Annotated in this window: 28 protein-coding genes; 23 read left to right on the forward strand and 5 right to left on the reverse strand. The window is 55.7% G+C overall.

Annotated features, from left to right (window positions below; genetic code table 11):
* Positions 1-74: 74 nt before the first annotated feature.
* From yceD to ptsG, 14 genes are all read left to right on the forward strand, one after another.
* Positions 75-596, forward strand: coding sequence for a 23S rRNA accumulation protein YceD (gene yceD / locus BWI76_RS11065; protein WP_004131393.1), 522 nt, complete (start codon positions 75-77; stop codon positions 594-596).
* 16 nt (positions 597-612) lie between these two features.
* A complete protein-coding gene (rpmF, locus tag BWI76_RS11070) occupies positions 613-786 on the forward strand; it encodes a 50S ribosomal protein L32 (protein WP_004101077.1) in 174 nt (57 codons plus the stop codon).
* A 79-nt stretch (positions 787-865) separates the two neighbouring features.
* On the forward strand, positions 866-1,963 hold the full coding sequence (plsX, locus tag BWI76_RS11075) for a phosphate acyltransferase PlsX (protein WP_071830712.1): 1,098 nt from the start codon (positions 866-868) through the stop codon (positions 1,961-1,963).
* A 53-nt stretch (positions 1,964-2,016) separates the two neighbouring features.
* Complete coding sequence (locus tag BWI76_RS11080) at positions 2,017-2,970, forward strand: beta-ketoacyl-ACP synthase III (RefSeq protein WP_004131395.1); 954 nt, start codon at positions 2,017-2,019, stop codon at positions 2,968-2,970.
* Between the two features lie 15 nt (positions 2,971-2,985).
* Positions 2,986-3,915, forward strand: a complete 930-nt coding sequence (gene fabD / locus BWI76_RS11085; protein WP_004132345.1) for an ACP S-malonyltransferase — start codon at positions 2,986-2,988, stop codon at positions 3,913-3,915.
* A 12-nt stretch (positions 3,916-3,927) separates the two neighbouring features.
* Complete coding sequence (fabG, locus tag BWI76_RS11090; RefSeq protein WP_004131399.1) at positions 3,928-4,662, forward strand: 3-oxoacyl-ACP reductase FabG; 735 nt, start codon at positions 3,928-3,930, stop codon at positions 4,660-4,662.
* A gap of 210 nt (positions 4,663-4,872) precedes the next feature.
* Entirely contained in the window at positions 4,873-5,109 is a 237-nt protein-coding gene (gene acpP, locus BWI76_RS11095; protein WP_000103754.1) for an acyl carrier protein, read from the forward strand.
* 89 nt (positions 5,110-5,198) lie between these two features.
* Positions 5,199-6,440 carry a beta-ketoacyl-ACP synthase II gene (gene fabF / locus BWI76_RS11100; RefSeq protein WP_004132347.1) on the forward strand — a complete coding sequence of 414 codons (1,242 nt, stop codon included), beginning with the start codon at positions 5,199-5,201 and terminating at the stop codon, positions 6,438-6,440.
* A gap of 143 nt (positions 6,441-6,583) precedes the next feature.
* Positions 6,584-7,393 carry an aminodeoxychorismate lyase gene (gene pabC, locus BWI76_RS11105; RefSeq protein WP_004132349.1) on the forward strand — a complete coding sequence of 270 codons (810 nt, stop codon included), beginning with the start codon at positions 6,584-6,586 and terminating at the stop codon, positions 7,391-7,393.
* A 2-nt stretch (positions 7,394-7,395) separates the two neighbouring features.
* Entirely contained in the window at positions 7,396-8,418 is a 1,023-nt protein-coding gene (gene yceG / locus BWI76_RS11110; protein ID WP_004132351.1) for a cell division protein YceG, read from the forward strand.
* A complete protein-coding gene (tmk, locus tag BWI76_RS11115) occupies positions 8,408-9,049 on the forward strand; it encodes a dTMP kinase (RefSeq protein ID WP_004132353.1) in 642 nt (213 codons plus the stop codon). The genes yceG and tmk overlap by 11 nt, the downstream gene beginning before the upstream one ends.
* Positions 9,046-10,050 (forward strand): DNA polymerase III subunit delta', encoded by a 1,005-nt coding sequence (gene holB / locus BWI76_RS11120; protein WP_049089976.1) that lies wholly within the window; start codon positions 9,046-9,048, stop codon positions 10,048-10,050. The genes tmk and holB overlap by 4 nt, the downstream gene beginning before the upstream one ends.
* Positions 10,051-10,060: 10 nt before the next feature.
* Positions 10,061-10,855, forward strand: a complete 795-nt coding sequence (locus tag BWI76_RS11125) for a metal-dependent hydrolase (RefSeq protein ID WP_049089977.1) — start codon at positions 10,061-10,063, stop codon at positions 10,853-10,855.
* 297 nt (positions 10,856-11,152) lie between these two features.
* Positions 11,153-12,586, forward strand: coding sequence for a PTS glucose transporter subunit IIBC (ptsG, locus tag BWI76_RS11130; protein ID WP_004132359.1), 1,434 nt, complete (start codon positions 11,153-11,155; stop codon positions 12,584-12,586).
* A gap of 102 nt (positions 12,587-12,688) precedes the next feature.
* On the opposite strand, the gene fhuE is transcribed toward ptsG, so the two are convergent.
* Positions 12,689-14,872, reverse strand: coding sequence for a ferric-rhodotorulic acid/ferric-coprogen receptor FhuE (gene fhuE / locus BWI76_RS11135; protein WP_406565774.1), 2,184 nt, complete (start codon positions 14,870-14,872; stop codon positions 12,689-12,691).
* A 353-nt stretch (positions 14,873-15,225) separates the two neighbouring features.
* Between fhuE and hinT the strand changes: the two genes are divergently transcribed.
* From hinT to BWI76_RS11180, 8 genes are all read left to right on the forward strand, one after another.
* Positions 15,226-15,582 (forward strand): purine nucleoside phosphoramidase, encoded by a 357-nt coding sequence (hinT, locus tag BWI76_RS11145; protein ID WP_004112181.1) that lies wholly within the window; start codon positions 15,226-15,228, stop codon positions 15,580-15,582.
* Between the two features lie 5 nt (positions 15,583-15,587).
* Positions 15,588-15,962, forward strand: coding sequence for a YcfL family protein (locus BWI76_RS11150; protein WP_004131416.1), 375 nt, complete (start codon positions 15,588-15,590; stop codon positions 15,960-15,962).
* 12 nt (positions 15,963-15,974) lie between these two features.
* Positions 15,975-16,610 (forward strand): penicillin-binding protein activator LpoB, encoded by a 636-nt coding sequence (lpoB, locus tag BWI76_RS11155; protein ID WP_004131417.1) that lies wholly within the window; start codon positions 15,975-15,977, stop codon positions 16,608-16,610.
* Positions 16,591-17,409 (forward strand): thiamine kinase, encoded by an 819-nt coding sequence (thiK, locus tag BWI76_RS11160; protein WP_004132361.1) that lies wholly within the window; start codon positions 16,591-16,593, stop codon positions 17,407-17,409. Before lpoB ends, thiK begins: the two co-directional genes overlap by 20 nt.
* Positions 17,410-17,440: 31 nt before the next feature.
* Positions 17,441-18,451, forward strand: coding sequence for a beta-N-acetylhexosaminidase (gene nagZ / locus BWI76_RS11165; protein WP_186439789.1), 1,011 nt, complete (start codon positions 17,441-17,443; stop codon positions 18,449-18,451).
* A 36-nt stretch (positions 18,452-18,487) separates the two neighbouring features.
* Positions 18,488-19,030: an alpha/beta hydrolase YcfP gene (gene ycfP, locus BWI76_RS11170; RefSeq protein WP_004132365.1), complete on the forward strand. Its 543-nt coding sequence runs from the start codon at positions 18,488-18,490 to the stop codon at positions 19,028-19,030.
* Between the two features lie 233 nt (positions 19,031-19,263).
* A complete protein-coding gene (locus tag BWI76_RS11175; protein WP_024359539.1) occupies positions 19,264-20,568 on the forward strand; it encodes an NAD(P)/FAD-dependent oxidoreductase in 1,305 nt (434 codons plus the stop codon).
* Between the two features lie 225 nt (positions 20,569-20,793).
* Positions 20,794-21,333 (forward strand): glycine zipper 2TM domain-containing protein, encoded by a 540-nt coding sequence (locus BWI76_RS11180; RefSeq protein ID WP_004131424.1) that lies wholly within the window; start codon positions 20,794-20,796, stop codon positions 21,331-21,333.
* 56 nt (positions 21,334-21,389) lie between these two features.
* Here BWI76_RS11180 and BWI76_RS11185 read toward each other — a convergent pair whose 3' ends face one another.
* From BWI76_RS11185 to BWI76_RS28310, 3 genes are all read right to left on the reverse strand, one after another.
* Entirely contained in the window at positions 21,390-23,567 is a 2,178-nt protein-coding gene (locus BWI76_RS11185) for a TonB-dependent siderophore receptor (protein ID WP_049089979.1), read from the reverse strand.
* 353 nt (positions 23,568-23,920) lie between these two features.
* Complete coding sequence (locus tag BWI76_RS11190; RefSeq protein ID WP_004138373.1) at positions 23,921-24,556, reverse strand: TetR/AcrR family transcriptional regulator; 636 nt, start codon at positions 24,554-24,556, stop codon at positions 23,921-23,923.
* Positions 24,553-24,681 carry a hypothetical protein gene (locus BWI76_RS28310; protein WP_162685316.1) on the reverse strand — a complete coding sequence of 43 codons (129 nt, stop codon included), beginning with the start codon at positions 24,679-24,681 and terminating at the stop codon, positions 24,553-24,555. Before BWI76_RS28310 ends, BWI76_RS11190 begins: the two co-directional genes overlap by 4 nt.
* A 124-nt stretch (positions 24,682-24,805) precedes the next feature.
* Here BWI76_RS28310 and bhsA point away from each other — a divergent pair, with 124 nt between their 5' ends.
* Positions 24,806-25,063 (forward strand): multiple stress resistance protein BhsA, encoded by a 258-nt coding sequence (bhsA, locus tag BWI76_RS11195; RefSeq protein ID WP_004131427.1) that lies wholly within the window; start codon positions 24,806-24,808, stop codon positions 25,061-25,063.
* Between the two features lie 218 nt (positions 25,064-25,281).
* Here bhsA and ldtC read toward each other — a convergent pair whose 3' ends face one another.
* Positions 25,282-26,241, reverse strand: coding sequence for a L,D-transpeptidase LdtC (gene ldtC, locus BWI76_RS11200; protein WP_004138369.1), 960 nt, complete (start codon positions 26,239-26,241; stop codon positions 25,282-25,284).
* Positions 26,242-26,384: the final 143 nt, after the last annotated feature.

Below are 26,384 nucleotides of genomic sequence, written 5' to 3' on the forward strand. Positions count from 1 at the left end.
TAAATGGCAAAAGGCAACCTGAGGCTGCCTTTTTCTTTGACTCTATGACGTTACAAAGTTAATATGCGCGCCCTATGCAAAAGGTAAAATTACCCCTGACTCTCGATCCGGTTCGCACGGCTCAAAAACGCTTAGATTACCAAGGTATCTATACCCGTGATCAGGCTGTGCGTGTCGCTGATTCTGTTGTCAGCGTGGACAGCGATGTGGAATGCAGCATGTCGTTCGCTATCGATAACCAACGTCTTGCCGTGTTAAACGGCGATGCGACGGTGTCGGTAACCCTCGAATGTCAGCGTTGCGGGAAACCGTTCCCCCATCATGTCCACACAACGTATTGTTTCAGCCCCGTCAGAAATGACGAACAGGCCGAGGCACTGCCGGAAGCGTATGAGCCGATTGAGGTTAACGAATTCGGTGAAATCGATCTGCTGGCGCTGGTTGAAGATGAAATCATCCTCGCCTTGCCCGTAGTTCCGGTGCATGATTCTGAACACTGTGAAGTGTCCGACGCGGACATGGTCTTTGGTGAACTGCCTGAAGAGGCACAAAAACCAAATCCATTTGCCGTATTAGCCAGCTTAAAGCATAAGTAATTGAGGAGTAAGGTCCATGGCCGTACAACAGAATAAACCAACCCGTTCCAAACGTGGCATGCGTCGTTCCCATGACGCGCTGACCGCAGTCACCAGCCTGTCTGTAGACAAAGCTTCTGGTGAAAAACACCTGCGTCACCACATCACTGCCGACGGTTTCTACCGCGGTCGCAAGGTTATCGCTAAGTAATCACGCGAAAGCGTGATGAAGCTTAGTGAGGATTTCCCCGGGTAACTGGGGAATAACCGAACCGGGCAGCGACGATACCTTGACACGTCTAACCCTGGCGTTAGATGTCATGGGCGGGGATTTTGGCCCTTCCGTGACAGTGCCTGCAGCATTGCAGGCACTGAACTCTAATTCACAACTCACACTTCTTTTAGTCGGCGATCCCGACGCTATCGCGCCATTACTTGCCAAAGCTGATTTTGAACAACGTTCGCGTCTGCAGGTTATCCCTGCGCAGTCGGTTATTGCCAGTGATGCTCGACCCGCGCAGGCCATTCGCGCCAGTCGCGGCAGCTCAATGCGCATCGCGCTGGAGTTAGTAAAAGAAGGGCGGGCGCAGGCCTGCGTCAGCGCGGGTAACACCGGCGCGCTGATGGGGTTGGCGAAGCTGCTGCTTAAGCCCATTGAGGGAATTGAGCGCCCCGCGCTGGTCACCATGCTACCGCATCAGTTGAAGGGCAAAACGGTGGTGCTGGATTTAGGCGCTAACGTCGATTGCGATAGCACGATGCTGGTGCAGTTTGCCGTTATGGGGGCGGTTCTTGCCGAAGAAGTTATCGGTATTAAGGATCCCCGGGTTGCGCTTCTGAATATCGGCGAAGAAGAGATGAAAGGTCTCAGCAGCATTCGTGACGCGGCGGCAGTTTTGAAAACCCTGCCAACCCTCAACTATATTGGGTATCTGGAAGCCAACGAATTGTTGACGGGCAAAACGGATGTTTTAGTTTGTGATGGATTCACGGGCAACGTCACATTAAAAACGATGGAAGGTGTTGTCAGAATGTTCCTTTCACTGTTGAAATCACAGGGAGAGGGGAAAAAAAGGTCGTGGTGGCTGCTTTTATTAAAGCGTTGGTTACAAAAAAGCCTGTCGAGGCGATTCAGTCACCTCAACCCCGACCAGTATAATGGTGCCTGTCTGTTAGGATTACGCGGTTCCGTGATTAAAAGTCATGGGGCTGCCAATCAGCGCGCTTTTTGCGTCGCGATAGAGCAGGCAGTGCAGGCTGTGCAGCGGCAGGTTCCTCAGCGAATTGCCGCTCGCCTGGAATCTTTATACCCTGCAGGTTTCGAATTGCCTGAAGGCGGCAGAAGCGGAAGTTCCAGGCCTCAAACCCGGATGACCGGAAACGACTGACGCCTCGCAGTTTGAGTTAACCCGGTATATTACCCAAGAGTGACTGAGCGTACATGTATACGAAGATTATTGGTACCGGCAGCTATCTGCCTGAGCACGTGCGTACGAACGCTGAACTGGAAAATATGGTTGATACGTCTGACGAGTGGATTGTTACTCGTACCGGTATCCGCGAGCGTCGTATTGCCGCACCGAATGAAACAGTTGCTACGATGGGCCTTGAAGCCGCTAAGAATGCGCTGGATATGGCGGGCGTCAAGCCGGAGCAAATTGGTCTGATTATTGTTGCGACCACCTCCGGTACCCATGCGTTTCCTAGCTCGGCTTGCCAGATTCAATCAATGCTGGGTATCAAAGGCTGCCCGGCGTTTGACGTTGCTGCGGCCTGCGCGGGTTTCACCTACGCGCTCAGCGTTGCCGATCAATACGTGAAAAACGGCGCGGTTGATTACGCTCTGGTGATTGGCGCTGACGTGCTGGCGCGCACCTGCGATCCTGCCGATCGCGGAACCATCATTATTTTTGGCGATGGCGCTGGCGCCGTTGTGCTGGGCGCTTCTGAAGAGCCGGGCATTATCTCTACGCATCTGCATGCGGATGGGAGCTACGGCGAACTGCTGACGCTGCCGAACGCCGATCGCGTCGAACCGGAAAACCCGATCTATCTGACGATGGCGGGTAATGAAGTCTTTAAGGTTGCGGTGACCGAACTGGCGCATATAGTGGACGAGACTTTAGCCGCGAATAATCTCGAGCGTTCGGCGCTGGACTGGCTGGTGCCGCATCAGGCCAACCTGCGCATTATCAGCGCCACGGCGAAGAAGCTGGGAATGTCGATGGATAATGTCGTCGTCACGCTCGACCGACACGGCAATACCTCGGCGGCTTCCGTTCCTTGTGCGCTGGATGAAGCCGTTCGCGATGGCCGCATTCAACGTGGTCAGCTTATTCTGCTGGAAGCCTTTGGTGGCGGGTTCACCTGGGGTTCCGCGCTGGTTCGTTTTTAGGATAAGGATTTAAACATGACGCAATTTGCTTTTGTGTTCCCGGGACAGGGCTCTCAGAGTGTCGGGATGCTGTCAGATATGGCGGCCGCTTACCCGGTAATTGAAGAGACGTTCCGTGAAGCCTCTGCGGCGTTGGGTTACGATCTGTGGGCGCTTGCGCAGCAAGGCCCGGCGGAAGAATTGAACAAAACCTGGCAGACTCAGCCGGCGCTGCTGACCGCTTCCGTTGCGCTGTATCGCGTCTGGCAGCAGCAGGGCGGTAAAACGCCTGTTCTGCTGGCGGGCCACAGCCTCGGCGAATATTCTGCGCTGGTATGCGCAGGCGTTATCGATTTTGCCGATGCCGTACGCCTGGTTGAGATGCGCGGCAAGTTTATGCAGGAAGCGGTACCGGAAGGTACCGGCGCGATGTCCGCGATCATCGGGCTTGACGACGCGGCGATTGCGAAAGCCTGCGAAGAGTCTGCCGAAGGGCAGGTCGTCTCTCCGGTGAACTTTAACTCGCCAGGGCAGGTTGTTATTGCCGGTAACAAAGAAGCCGTAGAGCGCGCTGGCGCAGCCTGTAAGGCTGCGGGCGCTAAACGTGCGCTGCCGCTGCCGGTCAGCGTACCGTCCCACTGCGCGCTGATGAAGCCTGCGGCGGAAAAACTGGCCGTTGAGCTGCAGAAAATCACCTTTAACGCGCCGACGATTCCGGTAGTGAATAACGTCGACGTGCAAAGTGAAACGGCGCCTGATGCTATTCGTGATGCCCTGATCCGTCAGCTGTATAGCCCAGTTCAGTGGACCAAAACCGTTGAGTTTATGGCTTCACAGGGCGTAGAGCATCTGTATGAAGTAGGCCCGGGTAAAGTCCTCACCGGCCTGACTAAACGTATTGTTGACACCCTGACCGCTTCCGCGCTTAACGAGCCGGCGGCGATGTCTGCGGCGCTTGAGCAATAAAAGAGGAAAACCATGAGTTTTGAAGGAAAAATCGCGCTGGTTACCGGTGCAAGTCGCGGGATTGGCCGCGCAATCGCTGAAACGCTCGTTGCCCGTGGCGCGAAAGTTATCGGGACTGCGACCAGCGAAAGCGGCGCGCAGGCGATCAGCGATTATTTAGGTGCTAACGGTAAAGGTCTGCTGCTGAATGTGACCGATCCTGCATCTATTGAATCTGTTCTGGGAAATATTCGCGCAGAATTTGGTGAAGTTGATATCCTGGTGAACAATGCCGGGATCACTCGTGATAACCTGTTAATGCGCATGAAAGATGATGAGTGGAACGATATTATCGAAACCAACCTGTCATCTGTTTTCCGTCTGTCAAAAGCGGTAATGCGCGCTATGATGAAAAAGCGTCATGGACGTATTATCACTATCGGTTCTGTGGTTGGTACCATGGGAAATGCGGGTCAGGCCAACTACGCTGCGGCGAAAGCGGGTCTGATTGGCTTCAGTAAATCACTGGCTCGCGAAGTTGCGTCCCGCGGTATTACTGTAAACGTTGTTGCTCCGGGCTTTATTGAAACGGACATGACGCGTGCGCTGACCGATGAGCAGCGTGCGGGTACGCTGGCGGCAGTTCCTGCGGGGCGCCTCGGCTCTCCAAATGAAATCGCCAGTGCGGTGGCATTTTTAGCCTCTGACGAAGCGAGTTACATCACCGGTGAAACTCTGCACGTCAATGGCGGAATGTATATGGTCTGACCGAGATTTGCGCAAAACGCTCAGGAACCGCGCAGTCTGTGCGGTTCACTGTAATGTTTTGTACAAAATGATTTGCGTTATGAGGGCAAACAGCCGCAAAATAGCGTAAAATCGTGGTAAGACCTGCCGGGATTTAGTTGCAAATTTTTCAACATTTTATACACTACGAAAACCATCGCGAAAGCGAGTTTTGATAGGAAATTTAAGAGTATGAGCACTATCGAAGAACGCGTTAAGAAAATTATCGGCGAACAGCTGGGCGTTAAGCAGGAAGAAGTTACCAACAATGCTTCCTTCGTTGAAGACCTGGGCGCTGATTCTCTTGACACCGTTGAGCTGGTAATGGCTCTGGAAGAAGAGTTTGATACTGAGATTCCGGACGAAGAAGCTGAGAAAATCACTACTGTTCAGGCTGCCATTGATTACATCAACGGCCACCAGGCGTAAGTGAACATCTCCAGGCGGTCATTCGACCGCCTGAGTTTTATCTACATTTTGTCCCACAAGAATCTATTTTCCCTCCCTGGAGGACAACCGTGTCTAAGCGTCGTGTAGTTGTGACCGGACTGGGCATGTTGTCTCCTGTCGGCAATACCGTAGAGTCTACCTGGAAAGCTCTCCTTGCCGGTCAGAGTGGCATCAGCCTGATCGACCATTTCGATACTAGCGCCTATGCAACGAAATTTGCTGGCTTAGTAAAGGATTTTAACTGTGATGACTTCATCTCGCGCAAAGAGCAGCGCAAGATGGATGCCTTCATTCAATATGGAATTGTCGCTGGCATTCAGGCCATGCAGGATTCTGGCCTCGAAGTGACGGAAGAGAATGCTACCCGCATCGGCGCCGCTATTGGTTCCGGTATTGGCGGGCTTGGCCTGATCGAAGAAAACCACAGTTCGCTGGTAAAAGGCGGACCGCGTAAGATCAGCCCATTCTTTGTTCCTTCCACAATCGTTAACATGGTGGCCGGGCATCTGACCATCATGTTTGGTCTGCGTGGACCAAGCATTTCCATCGCAACCGCATGTACTTCTGGCGTACACAACATTGGTCACGCCGCGCGCGTTATCGCCTATGGCGATGCTGACGCAATGGTCGCCGGTGGTGCGGAAAAAGCCAGTACCCCGCTGGGCGTAGGCGGCTTTGGTGCAGCGCGCGCGCTGTCCACTCGCAATGACAACCCGCAGGCGGCAAGCCGTCCGTGGGATAAAGAGCGTGATGGTTTCGTGCTGGGCGACGGCGCCGGCATGGTCGTGTTGGAAGAGTACGAGCACGCGAAGAAACGCGGTGCGAAAATCTATGCTGAAATCGTCGGTTTTGGTATGAGCAGCGATGCCTACCATATGACTTCACCGCCGGAAGATGGCGCTGGAGCAGCGCTGGCGATGGTGAACGCCATTCGCGACGCGGGTATTGACGCAAGCCAGATTGGCTACGTCAACGCCCACGGTACCTCTACGCCGGCGGGCGATAAAGCAGAAGCGCAGGCGGTGAAATCTGTCTTCGGCGACGCTGCCAGCCGCGTAATGGTGAGCTCGACTAAGTCAATGACCGGCCACCTGCTCGGTGCAGCGGGCGCAGTAGAGTCTATCTACTCCATCCTCGCGCTGCGCGATAGCGCCGTTCCGCCAACCATCAACCTGGATAACCCGGATGAAGGTTGCGATCTGGACTTCGTCCCACACGAAGCGCGTCAGGTAAGCGGTCTGGAGTATACCCTGTGTAACTCCTTCGGCTTCGGCGGCACTAACGGCTCGTTAATCTTTAAAAAGGTGTGATGCGCGCCTGACGTAACATCTCGGTTGACGTCAATGCCCATCGAAAATTGGCCCGCTTGTCGGGCCTTTTTTATTCGGTTTTCTCCGCTTGTTCAATGTCTCTCCTCCTGTGAAACTAACCGGCCAGCGATAAGGAGTCTTTTATGTTTTTAATCAATGGCGCTGAAAGTGAAACGCTCGCGGTGAACGATCGCGGCGTGCAGTTCGGCGATGGCTGCTTTACCACTGCGCGCATCCTCAGAGGCCAGGTTCAACTGCTGTCAGCCCATCTGGCCCGCCTGCAGACGACTTGTGAAAAGCTCTTTATCCCCTATGACGACTGGGCGCTATTAGCGCAGGAGATGGCGCGTCTGGCGCAGCCTCATCAGGATGGCGTGCTGAAGGTCATCATCACTCGCGGAGCGGGCGGCCGCGGCTATAGCGCCGCGGGCTGCGTCAATCCCACAAGAATTCTCAGCGTGTCGCTCAGGCCGGCCCACTATCTGCGCTGGCGCGAGGAGGGGATTTCCCTGTCGCTGAGCCCTGTCAGGCTGGGACGCAACTCTTCACTCGCCGGACTCAAGCACCTTAACCGGCTGGAGCAGGTGCTGATTCGTTCTCATCTTGAGCAGACGGACGCCGATGAGGCGCTGGTCCTTGACAGCGACGGGTGGCTTACGGAATGCTGTGCCGCGAACGTATTCTGGCGTAAAGGATCCGACGTCTTTACCCCGCGCCTCGATCAGGCGGGGGTCAACGGTATTATGCGCCAGTACATTCTCGCTAAGCTGGCACCATCGCCGTTTCGCGTTGTCGAAGCCACCATGCGTCCCGAGGCGTTACGCGAAGCCGATGAGGTCGTGGTCTGTAACGCCTTAATGCCGCTAGTGCCTGTTCGCCGCTGGAACGATAAATGTTGGTCCGCCCGCGAGCTTTACCATTTTTTAGCCCCTTTGTGTGAGCTGTCTGATTAGTCATGAAGAAAATGTTACGTTTCATCCTGCTGTTGGTGGTGGTGCTGGGCATTGCCGCGGGCATCGGTATGTGGAAAGTTCGCCAGCTGGCGGACAGCAAGTTGCTGATTAAAGAAGAGACTATCTTTACTCTTGCCACCGGAACGGGGCGCCTGGCGCTTGGGCAACAGCTGTATAGCGATAAAGTCATTAACCGACCGCGGGTTTTCCAGTGGCTGCTGCGCATAGAGCCTGAGCTCTCCCATTTTAAAGCCGGAACCTATCGCTTCACGCCTGATATGACGGTCCGCCAGATGCTGCAGCTGCTGGCCAGCGGCAAAGAGGCGCAGTTTCCGCTGCGCTTCGTTGAAGGGATGCGGGTGAGCGATTACCTGCGCCAGCTGCGCGATGCGCCTTACGTCAAGCATACGCTGGCGGATGATAGCTATGAAACCGTCGCGAAGGCCCTTGATCTCGAGCATCCTGACTGGGTCGAAGGCTGGTTCTGGCCGGATACCTGGATGTATACCGCCAATACCAGCGATGTGGCGATCCTTAAGCGGGCGCATCAGAAGATGGTTGCCGCGGTCGATAAAGCCTGGGAAGGGCGGATGGAGAATCTGCCGTATCACGATAAGAACCAGCTGCTGACAATGGCCTCGATTATCGAAAAAGAGACGGCGGTATCGGACGAGCGCGACCGCGTCGCATCGGTATTTATCAACCGTTTACGGATCGGTATGCGCCTGCAAACCGATCCGACCGTGATTTACGGGATGGGTGAGAGTTATAATGGCAAGTTGACGCGTAAAGACCTGGAAACCCCAACCGCTTACAATACCTACGTCATAAACGGCATGCCGCCGGGACCGATCGCCGCACCGGGCGAGGCCTCGCTAAACGCCGCCGCGCATCCGGCGAAAACGCCGTACCTTTATTTTGTCGCGGACGGGAAGGGCGGACATACGTTTAACACTAACCTGGCCAGCCATAACCGCTCGGTCCAGGACTATTTGAAAGTACTTAAGGAAAAAAATGCGCAGTAACTATATCGTCATCGAGGGCCTGGAAGGCGCAGGGAAAACCACCGCGCGTGATTGTGTGGTAGAGACGCTAAAACAGCTGGGCGTTAGCGATATGGTGTTTACCCGCGAACCGGGCGGCACCATTCTGGCCGAGAAGCTGCGCAGCCTGGTGCTGGATATTCAGTCCACCGGCGATGAAGTGATTAATGATAAAGCGGAAGTGCTGATGTTTTACGCGGCGCGCGTACAGCTGGTGGAGACGGTTATCAAACCCGCTCTGGCGCGCGGTCAGTGGGTCATCGGCGATCGTCACGATCTCTCAACCCAGGCTTATCAGGGCGGCGGTCGCGGAATTGATCAGACGATGCTGGCGACCCTGCGTGACGCGGTACTGGGAGACTTTCGTCCCCATCTGACGCTTTACCTTGACGTGACTCCGGAAGTCGGCCTGAAGCGCGCCCGCGCCCGCGGTGAACTTGACCGAATCGAGCAGGAGTCGCTGGATTTCTTTAATCGTACCCGCGCGCGCTACCTTGAACTGGCGGCGCAGGATCCCACTATACGCACCGTTGACGCTACCCAGCCGCTGGAGGCCGTGAAGCGCGACATTCGGGCGGTAGTGAATCAGTGGGTCGCGGAGCAAGGCGCATGAAATGGTATTCGTGGTTACGCCCGCCCTTTGAACAGCTGGTTGCCAGCTATCAGGCGGGGCGCGGCCACCATGCGCTAATGGTTCAGGCCCTGCCGGGCATGGGTAGCGATGCGCTGATTTATGCGCTTTGTCGCTTTCTGATGTGCCGCCAGCCGGAAGGGCATAAAAGCTGCGGTCATTGCCATAGCTGCCAGCTGATGCAGGCCAGCACCCATCCAGATTATTATGCGTTGACCCCGGAAAAGGGGAAGAGCTCGCTCGGCATCGATGCCGTGCGCGAAGTGAGCGAAAAGCTCTATGAACACGCCCGGCTGGGCGGCGCGAAGGTGGTGTGGATCGGCGATGCCGCCATGCTGACCGACGCGGCGGCAAACGCGCTGCTAAAAACGCTGGAGGAGCCGCCGGAGAATACCTGGTTCTTCCTGGCCTGTCAGGAACCCGCGCGCCTGCTGGCGACGCTGCGCAGCCGCTGTCGGTTATTTCACCTCGCTCCGCCTTCAGAACGCTACGCGCTGGCGTGGTTAGAGCGTGAAGTGACAATGTCACAGGACGCGCTGCTCGCGGCGCTGCGGCTGAGCGCCAACGCGCCAGCGGCGGCGCTGGATCTGCTTCAGGAAGCTCACTGGGCACCGCGCCAGCAGCTTTGCCAGATTCTCGGAAATATTTTAACCCACGGCGACTGGCTGACGCTGTTGCCGATGTTGAACCATGAACAGGCCGCGATTCGCCTGCACTGGCTGGCATCGCTGCTGGTCGACGCGCAAAAAAGGCAGCAGGGGATTACCCTTATCAGCAATCCTGATGTCTGGCCTCTGGTCAATCAGCTGGCCGCTGCGCTGCCGGCGGCGCGCCTGCAGGCGATCGCGCGCGACGTCAGCGCCTGCCGCGAGCAGCTGCTGAGCGTGGTCGGCATTAATCGCGAACTGCTGCTAACCGAGCGCCTTCTGCGCTGGGAACATTACCTGCAACCCGGGGCGGTCCTTCCCGTATCCCATCTCTGAGAGAGACATCATGTTTTTAGTCGACTCCCATTGCCATCTCGATGGCCTGGATTATCAAGCGCTGCATAAAGATGTGGACGATGTGCTGGCAAAGGCCGCCGCACGCGATGTGAAATTTTGCCTGGCGGTTGCCACGACGCTGCCGGGATACCGCGGTATGCGCGAACTGGTGGGCCAGCGTCGCGACGTCGTTTTCTCCTGCGGCGTGCATCCGTTAAACCAGGATGAAGAGTATGACGTTGAAGAGCTGCGCCAGCTCGCCGCAGAGGACGGCGTGGTCGCGATGGGCGAAACCGGGCTCGATTATTTCTACACGCCGGAAACGAAAGCGCGTCAGCAGGCGTCCTTTCGCGACCATATCCGTATAGGTCGGGAGATGAATAAACCGGTTATCGTGCATACCCGCGATGCCCGCGCCGATACGCTGGAAATTTTACGCGAAGAAAAAGTGACGGATTGCGGTGGCGTACTACACTGTTTCACTGAGGATAGGGAGACCGCGGGTAAGCTGCTGGATATGGGGTTCTACATCTCGTTTTCCGGCATTGTGACGTTCCGAAATGCGGAGCAGCTTCGCGATGCTGCGCGCTATGTCCCTCTCGATCGCCTGCTGGTAGAGACCGATTCGCCGTATCTGGCGCCGGTACCGCATCGCGGTAAAGAGAACCAGCCGGCCATGGTCAGGGACGTCGCCGAGTATATGGCGGTGCTTAAGGGCGTATCGCTGGAGCAGCTGGCGCAACAGACCACGGAAAATTTCGCTACGCTTTTTCATATCGACCCCTCCCGGCTGCAACCTCTCTGATATTGCTTATTATTTTAAGGCTCGTAATTAATAGCCAAAGCGAGTAAAGTTCACCGCCACAAATGGGGCGGTGAAGGTTTTTTGGCAACATTCAGACACGAGTTATGTAAACCAATGTAAGTTTTTAATGGATGTCTGATTGAAACGTGATAGCCGTCAAACAATCATCCCGGTAATTATTTTACTCTGTGTAATAAATAAAGGGCGCTTAGATGTCCTGTCCACGGCGCGGTTCTCCCCCCGAGCCAATGCGTGAAAACGTAAAAAAGCACCAAATACTCAGGAGCACTCTCAATTATGTTTAAGAATGCATTTGCTAACCTGCAGAAGGTCGGTAAATCGCTGATGCTGCCGGTATCCGTACTGCCTATCGCAGGTATCCTGCTGGGCGTCGGTTCCGCAAACTTCAGCTGGCTGCCAGCCGTAGTTTCCCACGTCATGGCGGAAGCGGGCGGTTCGGTCTTCGCTAACATGCCGCTGATCTTTGCTATCGGTGTCGCACTTGGCTTCACCAACAACGACGGCGTATCCGCTCTGGCATCGGTCGTCGCTTACGGCATCATGGTAAAAACCATGTCCGTGGTTGCACCTCTGGTCCTGCATTTACCTGCTGAAGAGATTGCGGCTAAACACCTGGCGGATACCGGCGTACTCGGCGGTATTATCTCCGGTGCCATCGCAGCGTACATGTTCAACCGCTTCTACCGCATCAAGCTGCCTGAGTATCTGGGCTTCTTTGCGGGCAAGCGTTTTGTGCCAATCATCTCCGGCCTGGCAGCGATCTTCACTGGCGTGATCCTGTCCTTTATCTGGCCGCCGATCGGTACCGCAATCCAGACTTTCTCCCAGTGGGCTGCTTACCAGAACCCGGTTGTGGCGTTCGGTATCTACGGCTTCATTGAACGCTGCCTGGTGCCGTTTGGTCTGCACCACATCTGGAACGTTCCTTTCCAGATGCAGATTGGTGAATACACCAACGCAGCCGGTCAGGTCTTCCACGGCGATATTCCGCGCTACATGGCAGGCGACCCGACCGCGGGCAAACTGTCCGGCGGCTTCCTGTTCAAAATGTACGGTCTGCCGGCCGCTGCTATCGCTATCTGGCACTCTGCTAAACCAGAAAACCGCGCGAAAGTGGGCGGTATCATGATCTCCGCAGCGCTGACCTCGTTCCTGACCGGTATCACCGAGCCGATCGAGTTCTCCTTCATGTTCGTTGCGCCGATCCTGTACATTATCCATGCGATTCTGGCAGGCCTGGCCTTCCCGATCTGTATCCTGCTGGGTATGCGTGACGGTACTTCGTTCTCTCACGGTCTGATCGACTTTATCGTTCTGTCCGGCAACAGCAGCAAACTGTGGCTGTTCCCGATAGTCGGCATCTGCTATGCGATCGTTTACTACGTGGTGTTCCGCGTGCTGATCAAAGCGCTGGATCTGAAAACCCCGGGTCGTGAAGATGCAACCGAAGACAGCAAAGCTGGCGCTACCAGCGAAATGGCCCCGGCACTGATTGCCGCTTTCGGCGGTAAAGAGAACATTACTAACCTTGACGCATGTATCACCCGTCTGCGCGTCAGCGTGGCGGATGTGGCGAAAGTTGATCAGGCTGGCCTGAAAAAACTGGGTGCCGCAGGCGTGGTTGTTGCAGGTTCAGGCGTTCAGGCTATTTTCGGTACCAAATCCGATAACCTGAAAACTGAAATGGATGAATACATCCGCAGCAACTAAGTTGTGATATGGGGAGACTAAGGCAGCCAACTGGCTGCCTTTTTTAATGGGCATCCGGCATCAAAAAGGGAGCCCGGCGGCTCCCGTGACGTTGACTGCTTATCAGAATTGATAGCTGGCCGTTATGCTGAAGTTGCGCGGTTCGCCGTAGACAATTGAACCATCGATGTTGGTGTCGTAGGTTTTGTCGAACAGGTTATTGACGTTACCCTGCACAGCAAAATTTTTAGTGACCTGGTAGCGAGTGAACAAATCAACCAGCGCATAGCTGCCCTGTTCCGCACGGAAGGTGCCGTACGGCGTAGCAGTGTCTTTATATACCCGGTTCTGCCAGTTTACGCCGCCGCCGATGGTCAGCTCAGGCATTACCGGCAGACGGTAGCGGGTAAACAGCTTGACGCTGGTACGCGGCAGGTTAGGGTTCACCGCATTGCCTTCATTGTCTTCAGCGACAAAACGCGTCGCCCCGAAGGTCATCTGCCAGTTATCGGTGAGCGCGCCGTTGATTTCAAACTCCACCCCTTTGCTCACGGTACCGTCGACGGTTTTATAGGCGGCTTCGCCGTTGCTGCCCGGGATTTGCCCGCCGGTCGCCTGGCCAAGATTATCCTGCTCAATACGGAAGAGGGCGAGAGTCGTCGTTAAACGGCTGTCCATCCAGTCGGACTTCAGGCCCACTTCATAGTTGTTTCCGGTAATCGGGGTCAGGTATTTACCGGAACTATCGCGCTTGTTCTGCGGCTGGAACACGGAGGTATAGCTGGTGTAGGCCGACCAGTTGTCGTTGATGTCGTAAACCAGCCCGGCGTAGGGGGTGGTATGGTTTTTCTCCATGTTGTAGGTCAGCGTCTCGATACTCCAGTTGTTATAGCGGACGCCAACGATCAGATGCAGCGTGTCAAGCAGGGAAAAACGCGTCGCGGCATATACCGATTTCATTCGCGTGGTATCGTCCTGTGCCAGGCTCTGCGGGCCCCAACTGGTCTCAGGGAAACTACTGCTATTAAAGTTATTGAAGCTGCCAATCTCATCGGGGAACACGTTGGCCCAGGCGCTGAAATAGCGGTTATTTTGCTTGCTGTAGCTGGCGCCGATCATCAGGTTGTGCTGGCGACCAAACAGGTCGTAGCCGCCGTCGGCGAACAGGTCAACGGCGTCGACCTTACGCTTGCCGCTGTTCCAGCCGGTACCGCCGACGTAATCATAGCCCGGACCGTAGCTGCTATAAGGACCCACCAGCATTCCGGTCGCTTTATTGACGTACGCGTCCACGTACATCATTTTGCTGTCGAATTTGACCTCGGAATGGGTGGCATTCATCGTCGCCTGCCAGGTCTCGGCAAAGCGCTGTTTCAGCGTGACGAAGACTTTGTTGATCTCTTTATCGTTATAGGCCCAATCCGGGGCGGTGCTGCGAGCGCGGTCATAGCGGTTGCTGCTGCCATCGGTATTCCAGCGCGGCAGACCGCCCCATGTCGGGCTATTCACGTCGATACGCTGATACTCGTAGCCGGCGGATAAAGCGGTCGATGTACCGAGATCGGCATCAAGAATGCCGGAGAAGAACGTTTTTTCGCTGTTGTAGCGATCCAGCCACGAGTCATTGTTTTGATAACCCGCGATCATGCGCGCCCTTACGCTGCCATCGTCAGTCAGCGGGCTTTGCATATCCGCAACGTAGCGCTGCTTATCCCAGCTGCCGTACTCCGCCGAGACCTCTCCCTTGAACTCCCGGCTGGTCGCGTGCTTGCGGATCATATTGATCGACGCAGCAGGATTGCCGGTACCGGTTAGCAGGCCGTTAGCGCCGCGCACGACCTCAACCCGTTCGAAGAGAGCCATATCGGAAAGCGCATCGCCCAGATTCCAGCGGGATTCAAACCAGGTCGGAATGCCATCGACCATATAGTTGTCTATCTCAAAACCGCGGGAGTAGTAACTGGTGCGGTCGGAATCCGCCTGGCTGCCGCTGATCCCCATGGTATGCTCCATCACATCGCCCAGGGTTTGTAGCTGTTGATCCTGCATCCGCTGCCCGGTGATGATGCTGACCGACTGCGGAATATCGCGCTGGGCCATCTCCATTTTGGTCCCGGCTGAGGTGGTTCTGACGCTGTAGTCCTGTTCTTGTGTATCCGACGCGCTATCTGAGGAACCTTCTACAATGATAGTGTCTTCGGCGGCGCCGGCTGCCTGGCTAAGGTTTGGAAACAGCGCCAGCGCTATGCCTACAGCAAGCAGGGACGGCGCGGTTCGCCCATCCCGGGAATTGGTGGAGAGAGACATCATAAACCCTTGATCATTCAATAGTTGTTATTCGCTGCGGCGCTATGGCCGCGGTCGATTGTCAGCGCACTGCTTTTATTGTGAATACAAATGAGAAATATACGCATTAATATTTAATGTGTAAACAAGGGTAAAAATAGCGGTCCGCAGGCCGCTTTCGCGAGCGCGGCACCGCATGCTGCTGAGAAACGCTTAATCCGTCAGCAGCTAAGCGCTTAGTCGCGTAAGAAAAAACGCATTCAGGTTGAAAGAGGGGGAGTAACTCGCTCATACTCTTAGGGGAATCCTGTGCATCCGCGTTTACCTGCAGAGGCAGGCCAGAGCACGGTATAAAAATTATTAAGGAATCAGTCATGGCAGAAGAAACGATTTTCAGCAAAATCATTCGCCGGGAGATCCCGTCGGATGTGGTTTATCAGGATGAGCTCGTTACCGCTTTTCGCGACATCTCTCCGCAGGCGCCAACCCATATTCTAATCGTTCCCAATATCCTGATTCCCACCGTCAACGATGTGACCGCAGAGCATGAGCTTGCCCTGGGACGCATGATGACCGTTGCGGCGAAAATCGCCCGCGACGAGGGGCTTGCCGACGATGGCTATCGCCTGATCGTCAACTGCAATCGCCACGGGGGCCAGGAGGTCTACCATATCCATATGCACCTGCTGGGCGGTCGTCCATTAGGCCCGATGCTGGCTCATAAAGGTTAACATCCATGCGCGCAGCCCATTTCGGCGCACTTCTGGCCGTGACGTTACTGGCCGGGTGCGGTTCGCATCCGGAAATTCCGGTCAGCGATCGGCAAAGTCTGGTGATGGAATCAAACGTACTGGCGGCGGGAATTAGCGCTGAAGTACCGACGGTGACCGCATCCGAGATTCAAGCGACGGCGACCACCAGATTGTTTAATGAACGCCAGGTGCCGGTGACCGTGCATTATCGCTTTTTTTGGTATGACGCCAGGGGGCTGGAAATGCATCCGCTGGATCCGGCGCGCAGTATAACGGTTCCGGCGCACTCTTCCGTTACGCTGTATGGCAGCGCCAATATTCTGGGGGCGCACAAAGCCCGACTTTATCTTTATCTGTAAGAGGTAATCGTAATGATTAAACTATGTCGCTATGCATTAGTTACCGCACTGGCGATATTCCTTGCCGGATGCGTGGGGCAACGTCAGGAACCCGCTCCCGTTGAGGAAGCGCAGCCGAAGCCGCAGCAGCCGGTTCAGCCGCAGCCGACTGTGCCGACTATTCCCGCGATCCCTACGCAGCCGGGGCCGATTGAACACGGCGAGCAGCCAGCTCAGCCCGCGCCGCGCGTACGTCACTTTGACTGGAGTTCCGCGGTGCAGCCGATGATCGGGCAGATGCTGCAGGCCAGCGGCGTGAATGCGGGGAGTATTTTGCTGGTCGACAGCGTCAATAACCGCACCAACGGCACCCTGAATGCCGGTGAGGCCACCACGGCGCTGCGCAACGCGCTGGAAGGCAACGGAAAATTCACCCTGGTCTCGCAGCAGCAGCTGGGCGTAGCCAAACAGCAGCTCGGCCTGTCGCCGCAGGATAGCCTTGGCAGCCGCAGCAAAGCGATGGGCATTGCGCGTACCGTTGGCGCACAATATGTGCTCTATTCCAACGCGACCGGCAACGTCAATTCACCTGAGCTGAAAATGCAGCTGATGCTGGTACAGACCGGCGAAATTATCTGGTCAGGTAAAGGTGCAGTTCAGCAACAATAAGCTTACGCGCGACGAGGTGCTGTCGCGCTTTTTCCCGCGCTATAGGCCTGTCGCCGCGCTGTCCCAAAACGGGCTGAGCGGCGGCAGCTGCATTCTCAGCGATGGTCGGCAAAGGCGGGTGCTGCGCCAGCCGCACGATCCGCATGCGCCAGCCTGCGATTTTCGCCGTCAGTATCATGTCCTGTCACGCCTTCCCGATTCCTTAGCGCCCGCGCCGGTTTTTTATTCTCCCGCCTGGATGGTGGTGGAATACTGCGCTGGCGACGTGGTCAACGCGTTACCGGAGTGTCCGGCGCTCGCAGGGTTACTGTATCATCTGCACCGGCAGCCGCGCTTTGGCTGGCGTATCGCGCTGCGGCCGCTGCTTGAGCTGTACTGGCAACAGTGCAGCCCCGCGCGGCGTACGCCAAGGTGGCTGCGCTGGCATAAACGCCTGCTGCGTCGCGGCGAGCCTCGGCCGCTGCGCCTCGCCCCGTTACATATGGATGTCCATGCGGGCAACATCGTTCACGGCGAGGCGGGGCTGCGGCTGATTGACTGGGAATATGCGGGCGATGGCGATATCGCGCTGGAGCTGGCGGCGGTGTGGATCAATCCCGCCGCGCATCGTCGGCTAGCCGCAGAATACGCGAGACAGGCGAGCATCGATGAGCATCAGCTCTGGCGGCAAATTCAGCGCTGGCGTCCATGGGTGCGGCTGCTGATGGCGGGCTGGTACGAGCGGCGCTGGCAGCAAACCGGCGACCGGCAGTTTATTGCGCTGGCGGATGAGATATGGCGCCAGTTAGACAAAAAGTAAAAGGATAAGAGAGGTGGGTGTGGGTCCGGTAATGTTGGATGTCGAAGGTTTTGAACTGGATGCGGAAGAGCGTGAGATTCTGGCGCATCCTTTGGTTGGCGGGCTGATCTTGTTTACCCGCAACTATCACGATCCGGCGCAGCTGCGCGAGTTGGTTCGCCAGATCCGCGAGGCTTCGCGCAACCATCTGGTGGTGGCGGTAGACCAGGAAGGCGGGCGCGTGCAGCGTTTCCGTGAGGGTTTTACCCGTCTTCCCGCAGCGCAGTCCTTCGCTGCGCTGCTCGGCATGGAGGAGGGCGGTAAGCTGGCCGCAGAGGCCGGCTGGCTGATGGCCAGCGAAATGATCGCCATGGATATTGATATCAGCTTTGCGCCGGTGCTGGACGTTGGGCATATCAGCGCCGCTATTGGCGAGCGTTCTTATCACGACGATCCTGACAAAGCCCTGGCGATAGCTCGTCATTTTATTGACGGCATGCACGCTGCGGGCATGAAAACCACCGGTAAGCACTTTCCGGGACACGGAGCGGTGACGGCCGATTCCCATAAAGAGACGCCGCGCGATCCGCGCGCGGAAGCGGAAATTCGCGCCAGAGATATGTCCATCTTCCGTACGCTGATCGGCGAGCAGCGGCTGGACGCCATTATGCCCGCCCACGTTATCTACAGCGACGTCGACCCGCGCCCGGCCAGCGGCTCCGCGCATTGGTTAAAAACGGTCCTGCGCGGCGAGCTGGGCTTCGATGGGGTCATCTTCTCTGACGATCTCTCGATGGAAGGGGCGGCGATTATGGGCAGCTACGCCGAGCGCGGCCAGGCATCGCTGGATGCGGGTTGCGATATGATCCTCGTCTGCAATAATCGTAAGGGTGCGGTCAGCGTGCTGGATAACCTGTCGCCGATCAAAGCAGAGCGTGTTACGAAATTGTATCATAAAGGTTCCTTTAGCCGTCAGGCGTTAAGGGATTCCGCCCGCTGGAAGACGATCAGCACGCAGCTTGAGCAGCTTCACGCGCGCTGGCAAGAGGCGAAATCCGCGTAATAAACCTGAAAGGCGTTGTTGTCTGGTGAGGATGCGATGATTATCTATTTACATGGTTTTGACTCAAACAGCCCCGGTAACCATGAGAAGGTGCTTCAGCTTCAGTTTATTGACCCCGATGTTCGGTTGATTAGCTACAGCACGCGGCATCCCAAACATGATATGCAGCACTTATTAAAAGAGGTCGATAAGATGCTGCAGCTGAGCGCCGACGATCGGCCGCTGATTTGCGGCGTGGGTCTCGGCGGTTTCTGGGCGGAGCGAATTGGCTTTCTTTGCGATATCCGCCAGGCCATTTTTAATCCAAACCTGTTTCCCAATGAAAACATGGAAGGGAGGATTGATCGGCCGGAAGAGTATGCGGATATCGCTACCAAGTGCGTTAACAATTTCCGCGAAAAAAACCGCGACCGTTGCCTGGTGGTGCTGTCACGCCAGGACGAAGCGCTGAATAGCCAGCGTTCGGCGGAGCTGCTGCACCATTACTATGAGATAATCTGGGATGAAGAGCAGACCCACAAATTTAAAAACATCTCCCCGCATCTGCAGCGAATAAAGGCCTTTAAAACCCTCGGCTGATCTCCTCCCGGCCCGCGATGTGCCAACATCGCGGGCTTTTTTTATCGATTTTGCGATTTCACGCTCAAAAAATATGCAGTAAAACTTGATGCATATCAATTTTGGTATGACCAATGCACCGTTCATGTTATTCTCGATCCCGCTGAATGGTTTCACTGCCGTAACCTGTTGTTAACTAAAGGTTATATGTATAACTTTTAATTAACAATTGGTTAATAATTTTAGGGGGTCGCGTGACTACACCATTGAAAAAAATAGTGATTGTGGGTGGTGGTGCCGGTGGGCTGGAGCTGGCTACCCAGTTGGGGAAAAAGCTGGGCCGTAATAAAAAGGCCAAAATTACGCTGGTCGATCGTAACCACAGCCACCTGTGGAAACCGCTGCTGCATGAAGTGGCGACCGGTTCACTTGATGAAGGTGTAGACGCGCTGAGCTACCTTGCTCACGCCCGTAACCACGACTTCCAGTTCCAGCTGGGGTCGGTGGTGGATATTAACCGCGAAACCAAAACGATCACCCTTGCCGAGCTGCATAACGAGAAGGGCGAGCTGCTGGTGCCCGAGCGTAAGCTGCCTTACGACACGCTGGTGATGGCGCTGGGAAGTACCTCGAACGACTTCAACACGCCAGGCGTGAAAGAGAACTGCATTTTCCTCGACAATCCGCATCAGGCGCGTCGTTTCCACCAGGAAATGCTGGACCTGTTCCTCAAGTATTCGGCGAATCTCGGGGCGAACGGCAAGGTGAATATCGCTATCGTTGGCGGTGGCGCGACCGGTGTCGAGCTGTCGGCCGAACTGCATAACGCGGTGAAGCAGCTGCACAGCTACGGCTATAAAGGGCTGACCAATGAAGCCCTGAACGTCACGCTGGTTGAAGCCGGCGAGCGCATTCTGCCCGCGCTGCCGCCGCGCATTTCCGGCGCCGCGCACAGCGAGCTGACCAAGCTTGGCGTTCGCGTACTGACCAAAACCATGGTCACCAGCGCCGATGCTAACGGCCTGCATACGAAAGAAGGCGAATTTATCCACGCTGACCTGATGGTCTGGGCGGCGGGGATTAAAGCGCCGGACTTTATGAAAGAGATTGGCGGTCTGGAAACCAACCGTATCAACCAGCTGGTAGTTGAGCCGACCCTGCAAACGACTCGCGACGCGGATATCTACGCTATCGGCGACTGCGCGTCCTGCGCCCGCCCGGAAGGCGGTTTTGTCCCGCCGCGCGCTCAGGCCGCGCACCAGATGGCGACCTGCGCTCTGTACAATATTGTGGCGCAGATGAAAGGTAAACCGCTGAAAGCTTATACCTATAAAGATCACGGCTCGCTGGTGTCGCTCTCTAACTATTCCACCGTTGGCAGTCTGATGGGCAACCTGATGCGCGGTTCAATGATGATCGAAGGGCGTATTGCGCGTTTCGTCTATATCTCTCTGTATCGCATGCACCAGATTGCGCTGCACGGTTACTTTAAAACCGGCCTGATGATGCTGGTTGGACGTATCAACCGCATTATTCGTCCGCGCCTGAAGCTGCATTAATGTCTATGGGCGGTAAAGCCAGAAGGTTTTGACCGCCCGTTTTCCTGTCGAATGATGAGAACAATCGACAGAATATCCTCCTGTCCTTCCCGGAAAACCCTCTCGGATTCCTCCGAATCCCATTGATTTGCCGTACGTTCACGCACTTTTCATCCGCTTTCTTATTTGCAAGCCTGATGGCTGGGTTGCAAAATTACAGGCAATAGCAACGAAGGAGGAAGTCCCGTGAATAAATCAATGTTGGCGGGTATAGGAATTGGCGTGGCTGCCGCGCTGGGCGTCGCAGCCGTTGCCGGTCTTAACGTGTTAGACCGCGGCCCGCAGTATGCCCAGGTAGTGTCCAGTACGCCGATAAAAGAGAGCGTCAAAACCCCGCGTCAGGAGTGCCGTAACGTCACCGTAACCCATCGTCGACCTGTGCAGGATGAAAACCGCATCGCCGGTTCCGTCTTAGGCGCGGTGGCCGGTGGGGTTATTGGTCATCAGTTCGGCGGCGGACGCGGCCGCGACGTTGCCACCGTCGTGGGCGCGCTGGGCGGCGGCTATGCCGGTAACCAGATTCAGGGCTCTATGCAGGAAGGGGATACCTACACCACGACGCAGCAGCGCTGTAAAACGGTGTACGACAAATCAGAGAAAATGCTCGGCTATGACGTCACTTACAAAATCGGCGATCAGCAGGGCAAAATCCGTATGGATCGCGACCCCGGTACGCAAATCCCGCTGGACAGCAATGGCCAGCTGATTCTGACTAACAAAGCGTAAAAAAGATGTTTATCTTTATTAGCCCCTCAGGCTCTCTGGCCGAGGGGCTTTTTTTATCAGAAGCTCAGAGCGTAGTTCAGGCCGAAGGTACGACCGCGACCTTTGTACTCGTATAGAGAACTGCTGCCGTAGGTCGGGCTGTAAAGCAGCGGCGCGCGCTGGCCCCATACGGTGACGTAATCTTCATTGAGCAGGTTCTCGATGCTGAAGGTCAGCTTGCCGACAGGGAGCGCGTAGCTGCCGATAAAGTCGACGGTATTGTAGCCATCGAGCTTATTGCCGCTGGCATCGCTTATATCAAACACCTGCTGGCTCTGCACCCGCAGCGACCACGGTTCCGGCGCCCAGCCAACCCAGGCGGTGGCCTTTGACGGCGAGGCGAGAGTGACGTCCCACTTCTGCCAGCTGCCATCGCTCTTCACCTGTGATTTCAAAACGTTAAAGTTAGCCCCGGCGCTCCAGTCGCTGTTCGGGAAGTAGTAATCCACCGCGCCCTCTACGCCATAAATACGGCGCTTATCGGACTGCACATCGATGGTCATATCGGTACGGTTAACGACGATGGTTTTATCGGAGGTCGAGTAGTAAGCCGCCAGCTGGGTACGCAAATTATCGCCGGTGTAGCGCCAGCCCAGTTCGTAGGAGTTAACTTTAATCCCCTGCAGCGGCGAATCGCCAACGTTGACGCTTGAGAGAAGCGGAAGATGGCCGTTGACCGCCGCGCCGTATTTACCGATGCCGTAGTATTTGCCCGGATCCGGCAGCTCAACGCCCTGGGAGAAGTTAAACCAGGTCTGCTGACGGTCGGTGAGATGCGCCACAATCCCGGCATTAAACAGGAAGTTATCGTAATCGGTTTTTCCGCCCGGAATGGCATCCGCCGAGCTAACCTTGCCGCTGGCGACATCCTGCTGCTGGGCATAGCCGACAAAATCATCGACCCGGTTTTCCGTCCACTGATAACGCACGCCGCCGCTGATAGTGAAGATATCGTTCAGGTCATAGCTGGACTGCAGGAACGGTGCCAGGTTGGTGATGCTGTAGCCCGGGTAACGGCCGGTGGTGAAGATGGCCTGATTGTTCAGGCCGCCGGAAGACATCGACTGGCCCAAATCGAAGAACATCTGATTGGCGTTGAAGGTTTCATGGTCGGCGTCGACTCCCCAGGTCAGGTCCCAGCCGTCCAGCGGCTGGCTATTCAGGGTGATTTTCGCGCCGTACTGATCGGTATCCTGCTTTGAAGACGAGAAGCTGCTGACCTGGCCTTTGCTGAGCGTCGGGAAAGGATAAAAGGTCAGGGATTCATCGCGATAATAGACCTGACTGACCAGGTTCTGCCCGAGGAAATCGGCATCGGAGTACTGCAGGCTAATCAGGTGGCGTTCGGTACCGGGGACGCGGTCGGAGTTCAGACCGTCGGTGGTAAAAGCTTTGCCATCGCCGGTCACCGCCGACATATTTTTCCCCAGGTACAGGCCGTAATCGTCGCCCTGGCTTTTATAGTACTGCGTCACCAGCTGCAGCTGGCGGTTCTCGTCAATCTCAATGGTTCCCGTTCCCATCACATCCAGACGATCGGAATGCTGAAGCCCGGTTTGGGTATTATCCAGGAGCAGCGCATCGTGGTTACCGTCATACCAGCCGCCAAAACGCTGATAAGCGACCGATAAACGACCGGATGCGTGGTCTGTGCCGCCGCTTACCGCGGCCGCCACGCGTTCATCATGGTCGTTGCTGTTGGCAAAACCGGATTTACCCCCCAGCTCCAGATCGACCTGGCGCTCCTGTTGGCCCTTTTTGGTGACGATATTAATCAGGCCGCCGGTACTGCCGCCGCCGTACAGGGATGTTGCGCCGGAGATCACCTCGATGTGTTCAATGTTAAACGGATCGATAGAGTCTAACTGGCGGCTGTCGGTACGGGAGGAGTTAAGGCGAACGCCGTCTATCAGGACGACGATCGCGCGGCCGCGCATATTCATGCCGTAGTTGGTGCGTCCCTGGCTGCTGACGTCGATGCCGGGGATCAGCTGCGCCAGCACGTCTTTGAATTCTTTACCGCCCTGAACCTGCTGTTCAATTTCCTGGCCTTCAATAACCCAGGTGGTCTGGGCCATTTCTGCGACGGTACGGTGCGTTCGGTTAGCGCTGACGATCATGTTGTCATCAGCCGCCCAGGCGGGCAGGGCGGTTGCCAGCAGCAGTGGGTTTAGTACCCAGAGACGCTTGTTCATGCTCATTCCTTTTATGAGTTTATACCCGTCATTCTTCAAGTCGCAGGCGCGTTACTCGGCCCGCGGCCTCGCCCCTACGGGGCCAGCGCTAGCGCAGTTCAAGGCACACGTGCCTTGTCCTGCAACTCGAATTATTAAGGGCTTACGATATCGTTGTTTTAGTTTTCCGATACGGGCGTACCGGTTGTTACACGGTGAAATAAACAGAAATGTTTAAAGCTGAATTTTGCCCGTATTGATTATTGTTATCAATATCATTCTCGTGAAATGCACAAAATAAATCACTGAAAACATGACGTTATGTAGGGATTAAGGGGGAGGGAACCGGTGGGAGCCCACCGGTGAACGAGTCCTTAGCGCTGAAGAACCTGGGGCCACAGGCGCAGCGTGGTCTCGGCGATTTGCATGATTTTAGTGAAATCGGCGCCTTCGCGCGCGCCGATCGACATGCCTTGTAATATGCAGTTAAGGAACTGGGCCAACTGACGCACATCGCCCTCTGCCGGGAGTTCGCCGCGCAACTGACGCTGCTGCAGAAACTGCGTAAGGGTCTGTTCCTGCATCGCGTGCCGCGACTTAACGGTATTGGCGATGTCGGTTGACGCCGCCGCCAGCGCCGCGGAGGTATTGATCATAAAACAGCCTGCCGGCGTCTCTTTACTGGTGAAGCAGGCCGCGACGGCGGTGAAATAATCGCGTAACGCCCGATCGACGCTTTTTTCCTCGTCAAAAAGAAGCGCTTCGTGTTTGGCGGCAAAGCGGGAGATATAGCGATCCAGCACCGCGCGAAACAACCCCTCTTTATTCACAAATTCTGCGTAGAGCGTAGGCGCTTTGGCGCCCGTTGCTTCCACTAAATCGGCGAGAGAGGTGGCTTCATAGCCGTGCTGCCAGAAGAGTGTCATGGCCTTATCCAGCGCCGCTTCCCTGTCGAACACTTTAGGTCGGCCACGGCTTTTTTTCGTGCAACTTTGAACGTCAGTTGTCATGGTGCCGCTGTACCTATGTTGGTTTGTTGAAAGGCCATTATAAAAATAAACCTTACGTGCTGCCAGCGATGTCGGTCTAAAAATAAATAATTCATATATGTATGAATTTTATGCTGTTTATAAATAGTTAAACGGTCGTTATAAAAATCGTTTGACGTGTGATGTGGATCACACTATCATTTCCCTATCGATCGTTAATTAAATGCGTTCGCCCCTACAATAACATTCATCTGCACAGGTATAACAATCATGAAAAACGTTAAAACGCTTGCCATCGCCGCGGTTCTTAGCTCACTCTCATTCGCCAGCTTTGCCGCTGTCGAAGTCCAGTCAACGCCGGCGGGTCAGCATAAAATCGGTACCGTTTCCGCCTCAGCCGGGACCAACCTCGGTTCGCTGGAAGATCAGCTGGCGCAAAAGGCGGAAGAGATGGGCGCAACCTCTTACCGTATTACGTCAGTCACAGGTCCTAACACCCTTCACGGGACTGCGGTTATTTACAAATAATTGTCACACTACTCCTGTTATGCCACTGACCACGCGCGGATCTGACCCCCTTCAGCAGTCCGCGTGAAGTAAGAAAGCGTTGTCTCTGACGCGAAGCGGCGCCCACCCCTTATCTGGCGCCGCAACCCGCAAAAAAGCAGTACCCTGTTTGATTATTGCCATAAAAAAACCGCCCCAGTGAACTGTAGGCGGTTTTTTTTCGTCAACGATTCAGGAAACTATAGCGACTGCTCCGTGACGCGATGGTGGCGGGTGACATCAATTGGCATACCCGAACGCAGCGTCATTGCGCGTTCCATTACCTCGGTATCGGTCAGCTGCGCCTGTTTGAACGCTTGCATGATGTCATTGAGGACGATCGGTAGCGTCTGCGGATCGTCATCGATATGCTTCGACAGCGGCTGATGCACCTCCACCAGGCGGGCGCCGTTCGGCTCAACGGAAACCTTGATTGGCGTATTGATAATCGTCACCTTCGTTCCCGGGGTTATTTCGTTGTACAACGCTTTGATGTCGTCATCGCGCAGGCGAATACAGCCGGAGCTGACGCGCATGCCGATGCCGAAATCGGCATTAGTACCGTGCAGCAGGTACACGCCGCCGTACGCCGCCAGGCGAATGGCGTGGTGCCCCATCGGGTTATCCGGGCCGGCGGGCATCACGGCGGGCAGATCGATGCCCATGGCTTTATAGCGGGCGCGAATATTGGCCGTTGGCGTCCAGGTCGGGTTGGCGCGTTTGTCGGAGACGGTGGTGACCATTGTCGGCGTGATGGTATCACCGCCGAGCTGACCGATGCCGATAGGATACACGGTCACTTCACTTCTTCCTGGCGGATAGTAATAGAGGCGAAGTTCGGCGAGGTTAAGGACTAACCCTTCTCGCGGCGCGTCAGGCAGCAGAGTTTGCAGCGGAATCGTCAGCACGCTACCGGCTCGCGGAACATAAGGGTCCACGCCGGGGTTCGCCTGGAGCAGGGCCAGAAAACCGACGTTATACTTTTTAGCGATCGCTTCGAGCGAGCCGCCGTTATTCTCGACCACGTGGAACTGGTTTTGCCCGACCAGACGGCTGCCCGGCGGCGGCAGGGGCCAGGTATTGGCGCGAGCGGGCAGCGCCAGCGCGGTGGCGATAGCTATCATCCCCAGCCAGAGAGAAATTCGCGAAAAGCTTTTCATCACTCTAATTTCCATAATAAGTAAGTGGTTATTTTTATACGAAAAGTCCCTGAGATTATGGTGAAACGAGTGTCTGGAAGTTCAGAGGGATTGCAAAATGTTTGTAAATTTTGCCGCACAGGCGGGGAGGGGCGGGATACGGC

The organism is Klebsiella sp. M5al (assembly GCF_002090195.1).
Taxonomy (GTDB): Bacteria; Pseudomonadota; Gammaproteobacteria; order Enterobacterales; family Enterobacteriaceae; genus Klebsiella; species Klebsiella grimontii.